At 29.5% G+C, this 17,919-nt stretch carries 15 protein-coding genes; 13 read left to right on the top strand and 2 right to left on the bottom strand.

Annotated elements, in window-relative coordinates; translation table 11 throughout:
* Positions 1-41: 41 nt before the first annotated feature.
* The 7 genes from mutL to GOY08_RS04655 all read left to right on the top strand — a co-directional run bounded on the left by mutL (position 42) and on the right by GOY08_RS04655 (position 8,023).
* Positions 42-1,979 (top strand): DNA mismatch repair endonuclease MutL, encoded by a 1,938-nt coding sequence (gene mutL / locus GOY08_RS04685; protein ID WP_158997614.1) that lies wholly within the window; start codon positions 42-44, stop codon positions 1,977-1,979.
* Complete coding sequence (gene miaA / locus GOY08_RS04680; RefSeq protein WP_158997612.1) at positions 1,961-2,989, top strand: tRNA (adenosine(37)-N6)-dimethylallyltransferase MiaA; 1,029 nt, start codon at positions 1,961-1,963, stop codon at positions 2,987-2,989. Before mutL ends, miaA begins: the two co-directional genes overlap by 19 nt.
* An 85-nt stretch (positions 2,990-3,074) precedes the next feature.
* Positions 3,075-3,878, top strand: a complete 804-nt coding sequence (locus GOY08_RS04675; RefSeq protein WP_158997611.1) for a LexA family protein — start codon at positions 3,075-3,077, stop codon at positions 3,876-3,878.
* A gap of 340 nt (positions 3,879-4,218) precedes the next feature.
* A complete protein-coding gene (locus GOY08_RS04670; RefSeq protein WP_158997609.1) occupies positions 4,219-5,172 on the top strand; it encodes an ABC transporter substrate-binding protein in 954 nt (317 codons plus the stop codon).
* Between the two features lie 306 nt (positions 5,173-5,478).
* Positions 5,479-6,432, top strand: a complete 954-nt coding sequence (locus tag GOY08_RS04665; protein WP_158997608.1) for an ABC transporter substrate-binding protein — start codon at positions 5,479-5,481, stop codon at positions 6,430-6,432.
* Between the two features lie 56 nt (positions 6,433-6,488).
* Positions 6,489-7,346, top strand: coding sequence for an ABC transporter permease (locus GOY08_RS04660; protein ID WP_158997606.1), 858 nt, complete (start codon positions 6,489-6,491; stop codon positions 7,344-7,346).
* On the top strand, positions 7,343-8,023 hold the full coding sequence (locus GOY08_RS04655) for an ATP-binding cassette domain-containing protein (protein WP_158997604.1): 681 nt from the start codon (positions 7,343-7,345) through the stop codon (positions 8,021-8,023). The genes GOY08_RS04660 and GOY08_RS04655 overlap by 4 nt, the downstream gene beginning before the upstream one ends.
* Before the next feature lie 11 nt (positions 8,024-8,034).
* On the opposite strand, the gene GOY08_RS04650 is transcribed toward GOY08_RS04655, so the two are convergent.
* Positions 8,035-8,532, bottom strand: coding sequence for a hypothetical protein (locus GOY08_RS04650; protein WP_158997603.1), 498 nt, complete (start codon positions 8,530-8,532; stop codon positions 8,035-8,037).
* A 260-nt stretch (positions 8,533-8,792) separates the two neighbouring features.
* Here GOY08_RS04650 and GOY08_RS04645 point away from each other — a divergent pair, with 260 nt between their 5' ends.
* From GOY08_RS04645 to GOY08_RS04620, 6 genes are all read left to right on the top strand, one after another.
* On the top strand, positions 8,793-10,028 hold the full coding sequence (locus tag GOY08_RS04645; RefSeq protein WP_158997601.1) for a 3-deoxy-7-phosphoheptulonate synthase: 1,236 nt from the start codon (positions 8,793-8,795) through the stop codon (positions 10,026-10,028).
* A gap of 8 nt (positions 10,029-10,036) precedes the next feature.
* The gene (locus GOY08_RS04640; protein WP_158997599.1) at positions 10,037-11,944 is read left to right on the top strand and encodes a chorismate-binding protein; all 1,908 of its coding nucleotides are present in this window, start codon (positions 10,037-10,039) and stop codon (positions 11,942-11,944) included.
* Positions 11,945-12,004: 60 nt separating this feature from the next.
* Positions 12,005-14,335, top strand: coding sequence for a hypothetical protein (locus tag GOY08_RS04635; RefSeq protein ID WP_158997598.1), 2,331 nt, complete (start codon positions 12,005-12,007; stop codon positions 14,333-14,335).
* On the top strand, positions 14,328-15,485 hold the full coding sequence (gene trpB / locus GOY08_RS04630; RefSeq protein ID WP_158997596.1) for a tryptophan synthase subunit beta: 1,158 nt from the start codon (positions 14,328-14,330) through the stop codon (positions 15,483-15,485). Before GOY08_RS04635 ends, trpB begins: the two co-directional genes overlap by 8 nt.
* Positions 15,482-16,216: a tryptophan synthase subunit alpha gene (gene trpA, locus GOY08_RS04625; protein ID WP_158997594.1), complete on the top strand. Its 735-nt coding sequence runs from the start codon at positions 15,482-15,484 to the stop codon at positions 16,214-16,216. Before trpB ends, trpA begins: the two co-directional genes overlap by 4 nt.
* Before the next feature lie 107 nt (positions 16,217-16,323).
* A complete protein-coding gene (locus tag GOY08_RS04620; RefSeq protein ID WP_158997593.1) occupies positions 16,324-16,941 on the top strand; it encodes a hypothetical protein in 618 nt (205 codons plus the stop codon).
* Here GOY08_RS04620 and GOY08_RS04615 read toward each other — a convergent pair.
* Positions 16,936-17,910, bottom strand: a complete 975-nt coding sequence (locus GOY08_RS04615) for an NAD(P)/FAD-dependent oxidoreductase (protein ID WP_158997591.1) — start codon at positions 17,908-17,910, stop codon at positions 16,936-16,938. The genes GOY08_RS04620 and GOY08_RS04615 overlap by 6 nt on opposite strands.
* Positions 17,911-17,919 lie beyond the last annotated feature (9 nt).

The raw sequence follows: 17,919 nt of genomic DNA, 5'->3' as shown, positions 1-17,919 counted from the left end.
TACTTCTGAAAACTAAAATTAAAAATAAAAAGGAATAACGTTTGTATATTGATACTATTAAAAAACTTCCAGAGCATTTAATAAACCAAATAAAAGCAGGCGAAGTTGTAGAACGCCCCTATAATGCAGTTAAAGAACTAGTAGAGAATTCTATTGATGCTCAAGCAAAAAATATTGTAATTGATTTGTTAGATGGTGGAAAACAACTTATAAAAATTACTGATGATGGTAAGGGAATTCCTGCGAATCAATTAGTACTAGCACTAGAAAGACATGCTACTAGTAAAATAAATAAGTTTTCAGATTTAGAAAAGCTTTCAAGTTTTGGATTTCGCGGTGAAGCACTTCCAAGCATAGCTTCTGTATCAAACTTTTCGCTTCGCTCTAAAACTGCTGAGCAAGAATATGGTTCAGAATTAATTGTAAATTACGGAGAGAAAAATTCCATAAAAAATATTTCAATGACAAAAGGAACAATTGTCCAAGTAAAAGAAATATTTAAAAATGTTCCAGTACGTTTAAAGTTTTTAAAATCTACTGCAACCGAATTTGCGCATATCCATGATTTCATAACAGCAATGGCTTTTAGCAATCCAACTGTTGCTTTTAAATTAATGCATAATGGGAGAGAGGTTTTAAATTTTATTCAAAAAAGAACTCTACTTGAAAGATTTTCTGAAATTATTGGTGTTGAAAAAAATAATTTTATTCAATTAGAATTTAAAAGAGGCTCATTTGAAATAACAGGATTTGTTGGAAAACCAGAACTTGGAAAAAGTGTCCCAAGCCATTTTATAACTTTTGTGAACGGTAGATATGTGAAGGATAAAGTTATTCGCTCAGGAATTTTACAAGGATATCAAGGATTACTTCTAAAAGGTTTAGTAGCACCTGCTATTGTTTTTGTTACTGTAGATCCAAGTTGGATTGATGTAAATGTTCATCCCTCAAAAACAGAAATTCGTTTTTATGATTCTTTAGCTATTCAAGAATTTATTTCTATAGCAGTACAAGATCAATTGAAACATGGGATTAAAGAAAAAAAACCTTTAGAGAAAGATATAGGTTCAATTAATTCAAATAATTTTTCGTCGCTATTTAAAATTTCAAATTCAGAAAAAAAATCTCAAATATCTGTTGGAAGTAATACCTTAAAACCTAGTTATTATTCGCAAAATAAAGGGAGTGAAGTAGCTAAATTAAAAATGCCTGAATTTGAAAACAAAACAACAATAATTGAAGATAGTCCTATTGAGACTCCTAAATATGAAGAATGTTTGAAGTCTTATAATTATAATCAAAAATTTAATCCATTCGCATATGCAAATTATTTAGGCCAATTTGATAATTGTTATATTATTTTAGAAATTGAAAAAGAATTATGGTTCCTCGATCAACATGCTTTCCATGAAAGAATTTTATATGAGGAAATTTTATTAAATCATAAAGCAAGCAAAACTCCAAGACAAGATTTATTAGCCCCAATAATCATTCCATCACAAGAAGTTTTATCAGATATTATAATGGAAAATAAAAGTAAAATATTGTCTTTAGGATTTGAAATTGAGAAGTTAAAAAATAGCCATATTGCAATACATTCTTTTCCTAGTTTTTTAAATATCCAAAAAATTCCAGATATTTTTGATGATATTATAACAAGAATAGTTGCAGTTCATGGTTTACCTCAAGGTGAAACTTATCCTATTTTTGAAAAAATTTCTAAATTTACTATTGGAATTCAGGAAGAATTAAATTTAATTCCGTCCCAATTGAAAGATGAAGATGTTTTTCATCTTTTATTTGCAACTATGGCTTGTCATAGTGCAATTCGTGCTGGAGATCCTTTGAACTTTGAGTTAGTACAAAGACTTTTACAACGGGCTTGTGATGTAGATTTTTATTCCCATTGCCCACACGGCAGACCTGTTATTCGGAAATTTACTAGCAAGGATGTATCTTCGTGGTTTCTCAGAACGTAACTTCACAACTTAATTTTAAGGCTGTTATTATTGTTGGACCCACTGCAAGTGGAAAAAGTGCTTTAGCCCATCGAATTTATGATCATTATAAAGAAAAAAATGTAGAATTTGCTATTGTAAATCTTGATGCTTTTCAAATTTATAGTGAAGTGACAGCTGGTACCGCTAAGCCTTCTGCTGAAGAACAAAAAAAGTACAAATATTATTGTCTTGACTTGCTTCCTCCCCATGCTGCAATGGATGCAAATCTTTATGCAAAATTAATTCATACTCAATGCCAAGATTTGTATAAACAAGGAAAGATACCTTTATGTGTGGGAGGTAGTGGATTATATTTGAGAGCATTTTTACATGGCCTCGACAATTTCCCAGGTAGAAACGAAAAAATCAGAGAAAAAATTCGACTAATGGCAGAAGCTAATGGATGGAATTATTGCCATGCAGAACTTGCAAAAGTTGATCCTATTCGGGCAAGTGAGCTGCATCCTAATGACAAAACACGCATAGAACGAGCCTTAGAACTTTATTATCTTTTGGGTAAACCCATGTCCTCATTGCGCAGTAAAACACAAAACTTAGGGGATCAAAGTACTTTATTTCCTTCTTTTCTCATTCATTTAGAACCAAATGAGGCCATTTTAAAAGAAAAAATAAAACAGAGAGTACCTCTATTATTTGCTCAAAATTGGATTCAAGAAGTCATTTCTCTAATAGATAAGTATGGAGAAGAACTTATAAATTTTAATTCTATGCGAGCTATTGGGTACCAAGAAGTCATTCATTTCATACTTGAAAAAAAACCTCTCAAAGAAAAATTTAACTCTCTTTCAGCACCCCCAGAATTGCTTGAGCGTATATCAACTCTCACATGGCAATATGCAAAAAGACAGCTCACCTGGAACGCAAAAGAGAAAAAAGATGTCATAGTAACATTAAACTCAGAAAATGAGTTTACTAATATTGTTCTACTTATTCATGATTGGCTTAAAGAAAACAATATTCTAAAGTAGCATCAAAATCTATTGACTTATTTTTTTAAAAAGAGTTATAAGGTACCATATAAAAGTATGGTACCTTTTCCTTTAGAGGCTTCTTATGGTTGAGTTAACAAGTGCACAGTTTAAAGTAATGGAATATATTTTTAACCATATGGATAGCACCGGTACTCCTCCGACTATCAGAGAAATCGCTAGTTACTTTAATTGGAAATCAATCGGTAGCGCACAAGATGTTATCGCAGCCCTTAGAAAAAAAGGGTTATTATTAAGCAACGTACCTGGAAAATCGAGACAGATAGTTCCTACAAAAGAAGTTAGTGAGTACTTTTACCAGTACTATTCTAAAAGCCAAAATATATCAGCAAAAAAATACTCTACGAATCAGCACTCTTATCATAACTCTTCTTACCTTCCTCAGCCGCAAGTCTTACCAGGTTTTGAAGATTCCATCAGAGTACCTTTAATAGGTCGGGTTGCAGCAGGTTTTCCTCACGAAGCTATTGAAAATTCGGCTGAATACATTTCCTTTCCAAACATCTCTAAAAATAAAGCAAATAAGTTATTTGCACTTGAAATTGAAGGTTTAAGTATGGTTTTTGCTGGTCTGTTGCCGAAGGATATCGTTCTTGTAGAACTAGGTTCAGAAGCAAAAGATAATGATATAGTCGTTGCTTCATTAGGCTTTTCAGAAACAACAATTAAAAGATTTGCCAAAAAAGGCTCTTTTCAATATGAAAAAAATATTTCTCTTATATTAAACTCTGATGAAAAAGACCTTTCATTACCTAATGCTATCTTAATTCCAGAGAATCCTGAATATCTTCCTATCCCTTTTGGTACTCACTCTGATGACAAAATTATTGGTGTTGTGAGATCTTTGTATCGTAAAAATATTTTTTAATGATTGCTTTTCTAAATTAGATTTCATGTTGCGTAAAAAGCTTTTTAGCTATATACTAAAATTGCTTTTGTAAAAAACCTTTTGTGTTTTTTATTTTTTCTTCTAAATAATGTTGCTAAGTTACTTTATTTAGATATTTTTCGGAGTCTGTTATGCTAGTAAAATTATTTCGAAATATTGTTATAAAACTCAAACAAAATAAAATAGCAAAACTAACTTCAAAATCTTACTATTCCTATTATCAAGCCTATTGATTCTTAAACTTTTCTCATTGCTTAAAATTTAATATTAACTTAAAATTTTAATGAAATTTTCATATAAATTTTATATTGGAGTACAAATGAATAAAAAAAGTATTATATTAATTAGTTCATTAATAGTCATTTTATTAACTGCTGTTCTTATAAATAGAGCTAAACAAAATCCTGATGAAATAACTATTGGAATTTTACAATTTGCTTCATTTCCCGCTTTAGATGAAGCTCGAATTGGTTTTATGGAACAAATTAAAAAAGAACTCGGTAGTAATGTTAAATTTTTAGAGCAAAATGCACAAGGGTCTGTTGTTCAAGCACAGGCAATTGCCTCAAGCTTCAAAGCCAATCAAAATATTAAAGCTTTTTATGCAATTGCTACACCATCTGTAATGGCACTGAAGTCAGAAATAAAGGATAGACCTATTATTTTTGCTGCTGTAACAGATCCGGTGGGGTTAAATTTAAATTCCCCGGATACTAATATCACAGGCGCTACAGATATGGCAGACATTGCTGAGCAAATAGAAATCTTACGTTCATTATTACCAAAGTTAAATAAAATAGCTATCTTATACAATCCTGCCGAATCAAACTCAACGATACAAGTAAAAAAAATGAAGGAAGAATTAGTTAAATATAATATTCAGGCTCTTGATGTAGGAGCGAATAGTCAAGCAGACGTTGCAGCTGCAGCGCAAAATGCAGCGCAAAATGCCCAAGCCATTTTAGTCCCAACTGACAATACAATTTCCTCAGCATTTCCCATCGTCAGACAAATAGCAGACAAAGCAAATATTCCTTTAATAACAACAGGTACTAATGAAAAAAACCCTCCTTTAATGCAATTTGGAGTGGATTATACACAATCAGGTATTCAAGCTGCAATTTTGTTAAGATCAATTATTGCTGAAGGAAAAAAACCAGCTGAATTAGAATTTATATCTCCTAGCAGCAAAATATATATAAACTCTTTGGAATTAAAAAAATACAATGTTATTTTACCTGAAAATATTAAAAACTCTGTTACTTTATTATAATTTCACTATTTAACCCTTGCACTACGAAGAGTTTTTAGCTAAACTCATACTGTCTGGTTTGTTGCTAGAATTTCTACACAAACCAAGATTTTGCAAATATGGAGCAGTATCATGGAAACGTTATTAAAAGTACTTCTTAGAAATCGACAACAACGAAACACTTTATCTATAGCGTCTTCCGCATTTTTTACTTTCTATTTTGCCTATCGATTTTACTTTTAAAATTTTCCCCTTTTCAAAAATTGAATATTAATTATATTAATCTTATAATTTAAATTAACATAAATTATTTGGAGAAATTGAAAAATGAGCAAAAAAATTATTTTATTAATTGCTATACTTATAGTAATTTTATCTGGAGTTGTCTTGCTAAAACGTAATAAAGTAGATTCTAATCAAATCACTATTGGCATCTTACAATTTGCCTCATTCCCTCCTTTAGATGAAGCTAAAGAAGGATTTATTTCAGAGTTAAAAAAGGAATATGGACAAAAAATAGTAATAGTAGAACAAAATGCTCAAGGCTCTGTTGTACAAGCACAGGCTATTGCTTCTAGCTTTAAAGCAAATGAAAATATTAAGGCTTTTTATGCAATCGCAACACCTTCTGTGCAAGCTTTAAAAGCTGTTATAAAAGATAGACCCATTCTTTTTGCAGCTGTGACCGACCCTGAAGGACAACATTTACGTTTTCCAGGTTCAAATATTACTGGTGCCACAGATATGGCAGATGTAGAAAAACAAATATCAATTATTAAACAACTGATCCCAAATTTAAGGAAAATTTCATTACTATATAACCCAGGAGAAACCAACTCTGTTCTTCTTGTTAAAAAAATGAAAGCGGAACTCACAAAAATTGGCGTTGAATTTCAAGAAAACGGAGTAAACAGTCAGGCTGATGTAGCTGCGGCAACCCAAAATGCTGTTTTAAATGCTCAAGCCATTCTTGTTCCAACTGACAACACGATTGCTTCAGCTTTTCCTATTGTTAAACAAATCGCTGACAAAGCAAAAATTCCTTTAATAACAACTTGGACAGGCGAAAAAGATGCACCTTTTATGCAATTTGGCGTTGATTATGTTCAATCAGGGGTTCAAGCAGCGGAATTATTAAAAAACATCTTAAATAAAGGCATACCTCCTATGGAGTTACAGGTCATTTCTCCTAATAGTAAAGTATTCATCAATTCATATGAACTAAAACGTTTAAATATAGTGCTACCCAATTCTTTGAAAAATGACTTGATTGTTTTATAAGGCCACTGCTCAGTTTTTTTATTTCCTTTGCGGAAAGTTTTTTTAGGAATTTTATAATGTCTTCTTCTATTTTACCTGTAGTTATTGGAATTTTAGAGCGTGGTTTTATTGGTTCATTTGTAGTTATGGCAATTTACTTGGCTTCCAGAGTTATGAAATTTGACGACTTCAGTATTGAAGGAACCTTTGGATTAGGCGGAGCTGTTGTTGCTTGGGCAATTCTCCATAATTTTGATCCTTGGCTTGCTTTGATAATAGCAGTGATCAGTGGAGGATTTTCTGGCTGTATAACAGGAATGCTCCATACGAAATTAGGGTTAAATAAATTGATTGCTGGTATTGTTGTTACGACAATGCTTTTTTCAATAAGTATAAATATTGGTACAGCTAATGTTGCTTTAGGTAACGCACACACTATTTTTACTTCTTTACACTTTTCCTCTTATAGCTCGCTACTCCTATTAGCAATTCTTTCTTTATTAACAGCATTTATTTTTATCTGGTATATGAAAACAGAAAATGGTTTTATTCTGCGTTCAACTGGAGTAAATGAGCAATTTGTAACTTCATTAGGAAAAAGCGTTCCTTTTTATATAACTTTATCTTTAGTTTTAGCTAATGCTTTGAGTGCCTTTGCTGGTGGAATTTTCGTTCAATATAGTGGTTTCTATTCTGCATTCGGAAATGTTGGTACCTTAATCGCCGCATTAGCAGGCTGTATGATTGCAGAAATGATTGCTGCAAATATGTTTTTAATGGCAATTTTAGGTTCAATAATCTATCAATTACTAATTGCAATAACAATAGAATTACAAGTTGAACCTTCTTGGCAAAAATTAATTACAGGACTCCTTATTGTTTTTATTCTTGTTATTAAAAAATTGGAAAATGTTAAAGGAGTTCAAGCTAAATGATTCGTGTTGAAAATGTTCATGTAAATTTTGGTGAGTTTAAAGCCTTAAGTAACATCAATTGCTCTATTCAAGAAAAAGATTTTATTTTAATTTTAGGGCATAACGGAGCTGGCAAAACCACTCTTTTAGATACAATTTCTGGAAGGATAAAACCATCTACAGGTAAAATATTTCGCAACCGTTCGGATATTACTCAATTATCAGAAACTAAAAGAGCACAGTTTATCAGTCGTGTGTTTCAAAATACTCATATGGGTTCTGTAGCCACAATGACAGTTGCTGAAAATTTAGCGATGGCAATGCTAAAATCGAAAACAGCTGGTTTCAAAAGTGCTATTAAAAATTTTCCCGAAAATATTGTCGAAGAAACTTTAAAACCCCTAGGTTTGCGTTTAGAAGAACTTTTACAAACACCAATAGGGAAATTATCTGGCGGTCAAAGACAGATTATAACAATCGTTATGGCTACACTTTGCGAGCCTGACTTGTTGTTGCTTGATGAACCTACAGCTGCTCTTGATCCCGTTTCGACTGAAAATTTGCTTCAATTTGTAAATAACTTTACAAAGCAAAGAAAAATAGCAACTATGATGATCACTCATGATGAACAGCGTGCAAAGTTTTTAGCCAATCGTACATGGGTTTTACAAAAAGGTGAGCTTTCCATAGATAATTAAGCTTAACCTATTTATTTGAAATAAATTTTTGTCCCATAATCTGTTGCATAACAATCTGAATTATTAAGCTTCCAATCAGTTCTATCCATTTGACCAGGACCATATGGTGCTACAACAAAAAGACATGCTGTTTTTTTATTTGGAACAATTTTAATTGCTTCATCATTTCTCACTCCAATAAAAGAATAAATGGATTGAAAAGATTTCTCTTCAAGAACCACCATTCCAATTTTTTTCCCAGAATTTGATGGTAATTCAAGTTTTTGAGTGACATCTAGCATGTGACAATTTTCATCAACAAACCCTATATTATTTTCAAAAATATTAGAAATTTGCATAAACCAGGAATATTTTGTATCCAAATTTGTAAAAGAATACCAAACATGCACTCGTTTTAAATTTCCATTAACATTTACTTGGCATGTGGGATTTCCTTGCGAAAAGGCCTGAGTAACAAATAAAATACTTAACCCAATACCTAACGAAATTTTTCTTAATTTATGAAACATATAACCTCCTAAATTTACTTATTTCTTTATTGATAATAATTATTATTATCATTTTTAACTCTTGTCAAGACTCCCATTTTTTTAATTTCAGAAAGTAAATATTGACAGGAGTGAAGAAAATCTGTTACAAAAAATTGTGCTATTACGCTATTACAATAGTACTGATATATTATTACGTTATTACATCAATACATTGCTGCACAATTTAAATGCTACTTTTTTAACCATTTATTAATTATTTTTATTTGGGAGCATATTCTATGCAAATTTCTGATTCTATAATTCAAGATAATCTAAAAAACTCAACTCATTTAAATTATTCTTTGAGAAATTGGAATACAGAATCTTGGAAAAAACTTCCTATTTTACAACAACCAAAATTTCAAAAAGACGATGTTTACTTCAAAATTTTAAGTGAAATAGCAAAAGTAAAAAGTTTTATAGAATTTGAAAGTTTAGAAAGAATAAAAAAAAAGCTTAGTTCTGCGAGCTCAGGAAATTGTTTTGTACTTCAAACAGGTGATTGTGCAGAACAGTTCAAAGATTGTACACAAGAAAAAGTTGAGAAAAAGCTTTCTGAATATGAAGCACAAAAAGATTTTCTGCAGAAAATTCTTTGTAAAGAAGTACTACTCATAGGACGAATTGGTGGACAATTTGCAAAACCAAGAAGTGAGGAATTTGAGAAAATAAATGGGGTACTTTTTCCGGTATACAGAGGTGATATAGTCAATCTCCCAGATAAAAGTTTAGAAGCTAGGCAACATAATTCAAGGAATTTAAAAATTGCTCAATTATGTGCAGAAAATGTCCATAAATTTATAAAAGACTATAATAAAAAAGATGAAATATTTACTGCACATGAAGCTCTCCTCTTAGATTATGAAAACTGTTACACAAAATATCATAAGAAAAAAAATAAATACTATAATAGTAGCACACATTTTTTTTGGATTGGTGAAAGAACTCGACAATATAATAACGCACATATTGAGTATGCAAGTAAATTATTTAATCCTATTGGAATTAAAATTAGCGAAAATTTAAATTGTGAAGAATTGATTAATATCATAAAAAAAATAAATCCACTAAACGAAGAAGGAAAGATTACACTTATTAGTAGATTTGGAGTTAATAAAGTTGAAAGATATTTACCAAATTTAATTCAAATTGTGAAGAAAAACCTTTTAAATGTTACTTGGGTATGTGATCCAATGCATGGAAATACACAGCAAACAACTAATAAAACAAAAACTCGAAGTTTAGAAAACATACAAAAAGAAGTATTAATGAATATTGAAATACATGGAAATGAAAATTCTGTATTAGCAGGAGTACACTTAGAAACTACAGATCAAATTGTAACTGAATGCTTCAGTGAAAATTCTAATATAACTATATTTGATGTAGAAAAAAATTATAAAACTGCTTGTGATCCTAGATTGAACCCAGATCAAACTAGAGAAGTTTTAAAATTATTTAATCGTTTGAATTAGGAGAAAATATGACACAATTTCTTTCATATCCTGAAACAACCTATGAAATTAGAAAAACCTACATTAGTGGGACTGTATATAAAGAAAAAATAGTCCTAAATATTGAAGATAGTTATTTTTCAAAATTAGCCGATAAAATTAAAGACAGTTACGATAATATCTTAGAAATAATTAACAACAAGAATAATGATAATCAAAAATTTTCAAATATCAAAATATTTAAACAATTAAGTCTATTAAATGATTTAGAAGAAATATGCCATACATATAAATTACACTGCATTTCTGCACTTACTTTTGAATCTGCTCATCTTTTAGAAAATTTAAACTCTATAACTGATAATTATACTATTTTTGAATTTAAATTATGTGAATGTGATGAACAAAAGACAGAAAATTATATAGCTAATTTTATCCAAAAAGAGACAAAACTACCTGAATTAATACTGAAAAATAACAATAGTGATAAATATTTTGAAAGATACAAAAAAGTTCTTGAACATTTAAAAAATGGTGATGTTTATGAATTTGTTTTATCGAGAAAAATAGATTTTAAAACAAATGAAACAGAAATTTTTAATTACTTAAAATATCCAATATTAACTCAACAAGCAAATTACAGATTTGCTCTTGAATTTCGGGAAACAAAAATTTGTGGTGCTAGCCCTGAAATATTAATAGATATTTCTGAAAATTTAGCAACAATGCGACCAATAAGCGGTTCAATTCGAAGAATAACTAATTCCAAAGAGTTAACTCAAGAAGATAAAAATGAATTAAATTTATTGATGAATTCAGAAAAAGAAAAATCTGAACTAGATATGTTAATAGATTTAGCAAGAAACGATTTAAATAAGTTTTGCAAACATGTTGAAGTTTCAAAATATAGAGAGCCTCTTATTCTAGAACATATAATTCATACACAAGCTACTGTAACAGGTATATTAAATAATAATATAAATTATATTTATGCCATGTTACATTGTATTAATGCTGGAACATTAGTAGGTGTTCCTAAAAGAAAATCTATGGAAATAATTTATAATATAGAAAAAGAAAAACGAAATTTTTATGGAGGAAATTTAATACACATTCAACCAAATAGAAGTCTAAAGACAATTATATTAATTAGAACAGCTTTTATTCAGGAAAATCATATAACATTTCAAGCTGGTTCATCAATCACTTTAGAAGCAGATCCTGAATATGAATTTTGGGAATGTGGTTCTAAATTAAAAAATTTAGTTTCATTAATTAAAAATGATGATCTTTGTTTTAATCTAAATAAAAAACCTAATATTGTGATAAATAATAAGAATATTATTCCAAATAATTTCGAGAAAAATAACAATTATTTAATGATTGAAAATTTTGATAGCTTTAGTAATAATTTATTAGCATTATTTGAAAAATGCGGTGCAAAAGTTGATATTGTTAAAAATAATATTAGAAAAATTGATTTTGATAAATATGCTGGAGTTATACTTTCTCCAGGGCCTTCTCACCCAAGAGATGCTGGTTTTTTAATTCAACATATACAATCCCTCATAAACAAAAAACCCATTTTTGGAGTTTGTCTAGGATTTCAAGCTATTATTGAGGCCTTTGGGGGGGAAGTTAAAAAGCTGCAGAAACCTGTTCATGGGAAAGCAAAACAATGTCTAACTAAAAAAAGTGAAATTCTTTTTAAAAATTTACCGACAAATTTTTTAGTTGGTAGATATCATTCTTTATATGGGAACAAGATTCCTGATCAAATAAAAATTGTTGCCGTTGATGAACTAAATACTCCAATGGCTCTAGAAATTACTAATCTTGAAAAAAATATTTGTGCTGTTCAATTTCATCCTGAAAGTTTTCTAACAGGACAAATTGGCGAAACAATTGTTAAAAATTGGATGGATTCAATCTCATGAAAACGTAACAAAGATTATAAAATAAGTAATATGAATTTTTAATTTAAGATGGAATAAAAAATGAAAAATAAATTAAATGATGATAAATATATATTAAGCAATATATTATCTGATAATCTTACTAAAGAATTTTTAAATGATATTGGAACAGATATTAGCAGCAATTGTCTTGCCAAACTAGTTTTAGAATTAAAAAAAGTAAGTAACAGCCCACAAAAACTAAAACAAATAATTTCACAAGCAGACTTCCCATTATTTGATATTGTTGGAACTGGTGGGATTGGAGTTGATAAATTAAACACTTCTACACTCACTGGTCTTTATGCAAGTTGTTTAGGTTTTCAAATAATCAAGCATGGTGGGCGTTCTTCCAATGGAAAAATTGGTGCTGTTGATTTTTTAGAAAAAAATCACATCCCTCTACAAAAAATTATTGAAAATGCTGACGAATACTTTCGTGCTACGAATTTTTTATTTTTACCCGCCTCATTTACTTATCCTATATTTGCAAAAAGCGCTGCCATTAGAAAAGAGATAAAAGGCCCAACTATTTTTAATTTACTTGGACCACTCCTCAATCCAATTGATGTGAAGGGTAAACTAATTGGTGCGTTTAATTTTAATATAGCTTTAACAATAGCAGATACTTGCTCACTTTTAAATGAAACTGCAATCATAGTTTCTTCCTATGATCAAAATGGTTATTTAGATGAAGCTTCACCATATTCCTCAACAATTCTATATTTTTGCAAAGATAAAAAATATAAAAAAATTGAAATAAATCCTATTGAATTAAATAGTTTAAATAGAAAAGAAATTTTTTCAAATAGCATTAAAGTGACTGAAGATTTATTAAGCAACGCTGAAAGTGATTCAACTAATTATGCAAAAAATCTTATTTCATACAACTTAGCAATTTTGTATGTATTAAATGAATTTAGCTACAAAAATTGCTTGATGAATTATGAAGAAAAAAATATAGTTGAAAAAATTCTACTAAATTATAAAGTAATCCAAAATAACTTTAATGAATATTCTAATTTAGTTGCAAAAAAAATAGAGCAAATAAAAAAATTATCTCCCCTTCATCCGAAAAGTCCTATCTTAGTTCAGCACAATTTTGATTTACCAAAAATAAAAATTCCCGAAACAAAATACCAATCTTTTAATAATAAAGAAAAATTACTTTTAGCAGAAATAAAATTAAATAATCCTAAATCAACTATTTCTAATACTTTAGCATTAGAAGAAAGATTAAACGCGTATGAAATGGCTGACGGAATTAGTTTTATAACCCATCCTTCTTTTTCTGGTTCTTTAGATATTCTTAGAAAGATAAGAGAATTAACAAATAAACCTATTTTAGCGAAAGATTTTATTACAGAAAAATATCAAATTAAAAATTTGGTACTAGCAGGAGCGAATGGAATATTACTTTTGCAAGATTACATATCTGAGAGTAAGCTAGTTGAACTAGTTGATTACTGTAAAGAATTAAACGTTAGTTCTTTCGTTGAAAGCTCTTTTTTCCTCCCAAAAATTGGTGACTTCTATGTGTTAAATTCAAGAAGTTTATTTTCGTTAGAAGAAAATAAATATTTTAGAAATTTTTTGCTAAACTTTAGCAATGAAAAATTCGATCCAAATAAAATAATTATTGCAAGTAATATTGAAGAAATAAAAGAGGCTAATACAACTTTAAAAATTTTCAAAGGCTGTATTATTGGAACAGCATTAATGAAAATAAACGATTATCATGATATTAAAAATTTTATTTCCAATATTAAAAAACCAAATATTACTACTAAATTTTGTGGAGCAAAAACATTAGTAGATTTGCAAAATGCTTTAAATACTTCAGTTGAGCTTATAGGCATTAATTTAATCCCTCAATCAAAAAAATTTGTTGGTATAAGTAGCTTAAAAGAAATGCTTCCAGTTATAGAAAAAAATCAAAATAAAATTTGTTTTATAACAAGAAATGATATTGATTTAAATTGCCTTAATCTTGTTAAAAACTTTGCTTGTACAGAACATGCATACTCATTTCCTATGTTGGATAAATCTAAATATCATATAAGTTCAAATTCTGGTAATTATTTAAATACAACAGCATTTTTAATTGATGGCTCTATTCCGGGTAAAGGAATAATAGAAAGTTATCCTGAGAATATCAAAAACAATAAAATTCCAATATTTCTTAGTAATGGTATTAATTTTCTAAACTATAAAGAAAGATATCAAGAGGCTTTAGAAAAAAATTGGAAAATTATTGGAATTGATTGTTCTAGCGCAATTTGTAATGACGAATTAACAACAACAGAAAATATACTTTCAATTGATAAAATGCGAAAAATGGAAAAATTAATTAAAGGAATAAAACATGGGTGATTTAGCATTGGAAATGGAAAAAAATATAACATATCTTACCCCATTATTAGATAATGCATTAAAAAATTTAGAAAAGGGATTTAATCAATTTATTTCTGATCCAACAGAAGTAAAAAAACTATCTTGTTTATTAAAAGATTTTGCAGGAAGAGAAACAGCTTTACATGAAGCGAAAAACTTAGGAAAGTTATATAAAGGTAAAATATTTCTAAAACGTGAAGATTTGGTTCATGGCGGAGCACATAAATTAAATAATGCTATTGCTCAATGCTCACTTGCTAAATTTATGGGAATTAAAAATGTTATTGCAGAAACTGGTGCAGGGCAACATGGAGTTGCAACCGCTATGGCATGTGCAAATTTAAAGTTATCATTGCAGGTTTTCCAAGGTGAAATAGATGTTCAAAGACAATATTTAAATGCTTTGAGAATGAAATTATTTGGAGCCCACTTAATTCCTGTGACAGATGGTTCGAAAAAATTAAAAGAAGCAGTTAATGCAGCAATGCGTTTCTGGGTTGCAAACTATCAAGACCATTTCTATTGCCTTGGTTCAATTGTGGGTCCGCATCCATATCCTTCTATCGTTCGTCATTTTCAAAAAGTAATTGGAAATGAAAGTCGAAAACAAATTTTAGAAAAAACTTCTTTTTTACCTTCAGCAATATTTGCCTGTATTGGAGGAGGCAGTAATGCTGCAGGAATTTTTTCTGCTTTTGTTAGCGATGAATCTGTAAAACTTGTTGGTTGTGAAGCCGCAGGTGCTGCAAGTTTAAGTCATGGAGCAATGGGTGTTTTACATGGCATGGAAACATTTATTTTGCAAACATCCAATAGACAAATTGCAGAAACCCACTCAATAAGTGCTGGACTTGATTATCCTGCAGTTGGTCCTTGGTTAGCAGGATTAAAACAAGAAAATCGCCTTCAAACACAAGCCATCTTAGACGAAGAATGCATACAAAGTCTGAATGAGCTTGCAACAGAAGAAGGGATTTTATGTGCACTTGAATCAGCACACGCAGTTGCAGGTGCAAAAAAATATTTAGCAAATAATCCAGGTGAAACAATTATTATTTGCTTGAGTGGAAGAGGAGATAAAGACTTAGATACAATTTCAAATTTTAAAAATAAAAGTGAGTTAAAATGAAAATAGGAATATATCATACACTTGGAGATTTTGGTTTAAAAAATAGTTTTTCAATTTTTAAGCATTTATTAAAAGCTAATGTTGATCTTTTAGAAATTGGGTTACCTTTTAGCGATCCGCTTTTAGATGGTGTCATTATTCAAGAAAGTCATAAAAGAGCATTAAATTCAAACTTATCTTGGTATGAAATTTGCACTGCATTAAATGATTTAAAAAAATATTGTAATCATGAGCAGAAAATATCTATTATGACAACAACTCAATTATTGTATACAGAGGAAAGAAGAGCTTCTTTTCCAAAGTTCTCCGGTTTATTATTTTCTGATTTAAATTATAATAAAAAACTTCCATTCGAAATTTCTACACCTAGAGTTTGGTTTTTAACTCCTGAAATTGTCTTAAATACAGAAAATCTCGTGCCTCCAGAAAAATTCAGTATGATATACTTAACTAGAGTTCAAGGTGTTACTGGCAATAGTAAAGAACTAAATATATCGACGCAAAAGGCAATAGCAAAATTAAAAGCAAAATTCAGCACTGACATTTGGCTTGGATTTGGAATATCTCATAAAGATCATATTCTTGAAGCAAAAGAAATTGGTGCTAATGGAGTGATTATAGGAAGTGCTTTTATTGATTATCTTGACAAGACATTATCAAAAACAAAGATATCAGATTATGTAATTCAATCAGCAATAGAGAAATTTCTACTTTTATTAAATATTTCTTAAAAGCAAATAAAAAATATTGTTTCCAAAATTGAATTGACTTTTTTAAATTATTATGCTTCATTGTTAGAAAATAATCTTAAAAATGCAATTAAATAAAGGAAATAAATATGAAATATTTTATTGTTTTCCTCACTACAATTTTCTTTTCAAAATTTTTATATGCACAAGTATTACTTCATGATGCATTTCAATATCCAATTAAATATTGCCAAGACTATGTTCTTGCTATTCCTAATTTTTTAGACCAAGAAAAATCAAATGGATTTATTATAAGATATGATTCAATTCTTTCAAATTCTCCATATTTGAAAATATCCCCATATCTTTCCAGCGTTAATTTTGGTTTTTTTAATTTAGAACCAATAGATAAAAATCTTTGTAAAGAAAATCTTCAGGAAAACGCTCCTTTTCTTATTAAATTTATAAAGACTGCTGATACAGAAAAAAACTATTTAACATTTCAGAATAATAGCTTTCAATTTATCCAAAAAAAAGGACAACTTTTAAACAATTTCATTTTTAAATTTAAAGAAATAAAACAATATAACTCTGAACGTTATTACTCGTTATATACTGAAGATGAAAATGGGAAAAAAAATTATCTATATTGCGATATTATTCAGGGTTGTTATGGAAAAAATTCTGAAAGCTTCCCTGTAAAATTACTACCTGTAGTTCGTTCTACATACGAAAAAGCGAGTTATGAATTCGACGATTTTTTATAGATATGGAAAATTTTCTTGAATATAGGATTTTGCATGATTAATTGCTTGCATAACCTCTGAAGTACCTGGACCAATTAATTTCATTTTTCCTGGATAAGTAACTATATCACCTGCAGCATAAATTCCAGAAATAGAAGTTTGTCTATTGTGATCAACTACAATTGAATTGCCTTCCATTTGTATTCCCCATTGCTGGATTACATCCAAATTGAATAAGAGTCCAATAGCAATTATAATTTCATCAATTTCTAATTTTTCTGATTCACCAGTTTTAGTATTTCGAATAGTGACTGCTTTCACATGACTTTCATCACCATGAATTTCAATTAATTCACTAAAAGTTCTTATTTCAGCATCAGAAGAATATAGTTTTTTTGTTGTCTCTTCATGTGCATTAAATCGATCGGATCGATGTAATACATATAAATCTTTACATTCATTTACAATAGTTAATGCCAGATCAAGGGCACTATCTCCACCACCCACTACTAAAACTTTTTTATTTTTGAACGTATCTAAAGATTGGACTCCATAATAAACTCCTTTACCTTCAAATTCACGTAAATTTTTTATATCTAGACGACGTGGAATATGCGCACCCATTCCTAAGCATAACATAACAGTTTTAGTGTGCATAACTGTTCCGTTACGAGTTTCAATGCATAAAATATTATTTCTATTCTTTCTTATTAGCACCACTTCTTCATTCAGACTGCTTGGAATATTATATGGAGCACTTTGTGCAAATAAATTTTTATATAAATCTTTTCCTCTAATAGCAGGTATTCCTGTTATATCATAAACCCATTTTTCGGGATAAATTGCTGTAAGCTGACCTCCTAATTCATGCCTTCTATCCACAAGTCTGACGGACATATCGCGTAATCCTGCATAATATGCACCAAACAAACCTACAGGACCTCCACCAACTATAATGGTGTCATAACACTCTAGTAAACCACCGCTCACAACGCATCC

Source organism: Pigmentibacter ruber, from assembly GCF_009792895.1.
GTDB lineage: Bacteria > Bdellovibrionota_B > Oligoflexia > Silvanigrellales > Silvanigrellaceae > Silvanigrella > Silvanigrella rubra.
The sequence above is the reverse complement of the archived record's forward strand: the minus strand, read 5'-3'. Positions and strand labels throughout refer to the sequence as shown.

Coding starts and splice junctions, on each gene's coding strand:
- GOY08_RS04635 (WP_158997598.1), top strand. CDS start 12,005: ATGAAAAATAAATTAAATGATGATAAATATATATTAAGCAATATATTA.
- trpB (WP_158997596.1), top strand. CDS start 14,328: ATGGGTGATTTAGCATTGGAAATGGAAAAAAATATAACATATCTTACC.
- GOY08_RS04660 (WP_158997606.1), top strand. CDS start 6,489: ATGTCTTCTTCTATTTTACCTGTAGTTATTGGAATTTTAGAGCGTGGT.
- GOY08_RS04640 (WP_158997599.1), top strand. CDS start 10,037: ATGACACAATTTCTTTCATATCCTGAAACAACCTATGAAATTAGAAAA.
- GOY08_RS04675 (WP_158997611.1), top strand. CDS start 3,075: ATGGTTGAGTTAACAAGTGCACAGTTTAAAGTAATGGAATATATTTTT.
- trpA (WP_158997594.1), top strand. CDS start 15,482: ATGAAAATAGGAATATATCATACACTTGGAGATTTTGGTTTAAAAAAT.
- GOY08_RS04620 (WP_158997593.1), top strand. CDS start 16,324: ATGAAATATTTTATTGTTTTCCTCACTACAATTTTCTTTTCAAAATTT.
- GOY08_RS04665 (WP_158997608.1), top strand. CDS start 5,479: ATGAGCAAAAAAATTATTTTATTAATTGCTATACTTATAGTAATTTTA.
- GOY08_RS04655 (WP_158997604.1), top strand. CDS start 7,343: ATGATTCGTGTTGAAAATGTTCATGTAAATTTTGGTGAGTTTAAAGCC.
- GOY08_RS04670 (WP_158997609.1), top strand. CDS start 4,219: ATGAATAAAAAAAGTATTATATTAATTAGTTCATTAATAGTCATTTTA.
- GOY08_RS04645 (WP_158997601.1), top strand. CDS start 8,793: ATGCAAATTTCTGATTCTATAATTCAAGATAATCTAAAAAACTCAACT.
- GOY08_RS04650 (WP_158997603.1), bottom strand. CDS start 8,532: ATGTTTCATAAATTAAGAAAAATTTCGTTAGGTATTGGGTTAAGTATT.